The 2,034-nt window shown below is 60.1% G+C and carries 2 protein-coding genes; both read right to left on the reverse strand.

The annotated features are described in order from the left end of the window. The coding region (gene rfbG, locus R2A130_RS12315; protein WP_009464822.1) for a CDP-glucose 4,6-dehydratase at positions 1–1,057 on the reverse strand (1,057 nt) is incomplete at its 3' end. A 13-nt stretch (positions 1,058–1,070) separates the two neighbouring features. Then, positions 1,071–1,838, reverse strand: a complete 768-nt coding sequence (rfbF, locus tag R2A130_RS12320; RefSeq protein WP_009464823.1) for a glucose-1-phosphate cytidylyltransferase — start codon at positions 1,836–1,838, stop codon at positions 1,071–1,073. Positions 1,839–2,034: the final 196 nt, after the last annotated feature.

Consider the following 2,034-nt stretch of genomic DNA (forward strand, 5'->3'; position numbering starts at 1 on the left):
ACTGCTTGATCTGATTTTTGCAGATTTGGGCGGCGGTTTTGTTGTTTGATAGATCACGCTGCCATTGGACGGTCCAGCGCAGTGCGGTGTTTAGATCGAGGCGTGGTTGCCATCCGAGGCGGTGTTTGGCCTTTGTGGCATCGACGTTGAGCGCCATGGCCTCGTGCGGGTGGGCGCCTTCGGTGAGGAACCACGCAGCGTCTCCGCCCCACAGGTTCACCAGCGTATCGGCGATATATTCCACGGGCAGTACATCCTCGTCGCGGGGGCCGAAGTTCCAGCCTTCCGCGAACTCGTCGGGGTGTGCCGCAAGGCTTTCCGCCAGCACCAGATAACCCGCCAGCGGTTCCAGCACATGTTGCCACGGACGGGTTGCGGCAGGATTGCGGATTTCGACTTTCTCACCAGCCTCGAACGCGCGAATGCAATCCGGCACCAACCGGTCGACAGCCCAGTCACCACCACCGATGACATTGCCCGCACGGGCAGATGCTACGCCGCATTGCGTGCCGTCGAAGAACGACCGGCGCATGGAGGCGGTGATGAGTTCGGCCGCTCCCTTGGATGCGGAATAGGGATCGTGGCCGCCCATGGGGTCGTCTTCGCGGTAGGCCCAGATCTGTTCGCGGTTCTCATAGGCCTTGTCGGAGGTGACGGAGACGATGGCCCGGCAGTCGGTCAGGCCGCGCGCTGCGTCGAGCAGATTGGCCGTGCCCATCACGTTGGTGGCAAATGTATCCAGCGGTGCATCGAAGGAAGCGCGGACCAGCGACTGCGCTGCCAGATGCAAGATCACCTGCGGATTGGCATCGTGCACGGCAGCCTTGGTCGCTTGTGCATCACGGATGTCCACCGTGAGCGAATGGTCGATCACATCATCGCCCAGCTTGCCCCAGAGCGACACGCCATCCAGCGGCCCCAGCGACAGGCCGGTCACGACCGCGCCCATGGATTTGAGCCACTGTGCCAGCCACGCGCCCTTAAAGCCGGTATGACCCGTCAGCAGAACGCGGCGGCCTTCCCAGAAGGACGGGTCGGGATTGGCGGGGGCGTTCATGACCAACTTTCCTTCACCAGACCTTCCAAGGCGCTTTGCCGCTGTCCCAAAGCTCTTCCAGCATGGTCTTTTCGCGCAGCGTATCCATCGGCTGCCAGAAGCCGTCATGGTGGAAGGACATCAGTTGCTTGTCGGCAGCAAGGCTCTCCATCGGCGCTTTCTCAAACGGCATCGCATCGCCTTCAATGCGGTCCAGCACGCTGCGTTCCAGCACGAAGAACCCGCCATTGATGAGGCCGAGATCACCCGGCGGTTTTTCGACGAAGCGATCCACCTGCCCGCCTTGCGATATCTCCAACGCACCGTAACGCCCCGGAGGGGTAACAGCGGTCACCGTCGCTTCGCGGCCATGGCTTTCGTGGAACTTCAACAGCGCGGAGATGTCCACATCGGCCACGCCATCGCCATAGGTCATGCAGAAGCGGTCACCCAGATGTTCACCCACACGCTTCAACCGTCCCCCCGTCATGGTGTCAGCACCGGTTTCCACCAGCGTCACCTTCCACGGTTCGGATTCAGAATGATGATAGGTGATCTCGCCGCTTTCCGTATCAATCGTCACATCGGAGGAATGCAGCACGTAATTGGCAAAGTATTCTTTGATCATGTAGCCGCGATAGCCGAGGCAGACGACGAACTCCGTCAATCCGTGCTGCGCATAGATCTTCATGATGTGCCACAGGATAGGGCGACCGCCGATTTCGATCATCGGCTTGGGCCGCAGATGGCTTTCTTCGGAAATACGGGTGCCGAGACCTCCGGCGAGTAAAACGACTTTCAAGGACTACGCTCCAAATTCTACATTGGCCTTATTGACCATCTGCACGGATCATTTGCACGGGCCATCCGCACGGGCCGTCTGCATCGACCTTGTGCATCGGCAATGCGGGGCTTTGCAAGCAAACCAGCGCCCCACTTGCTTGCCTGCAAGCGGCTTCTAGGCGATATGAACGCCCAAGCCAAACACCTATTCGGCA

Source organism: Ahrensia sp. R2A130, from assembly GCF_000179775.1.
Taxonomy (GTDB): Bacteria; Pseudomonadota; Alphaproteobacteria; order Rhizobiales; family Rhizobiaceae; genus Pseudahrensia.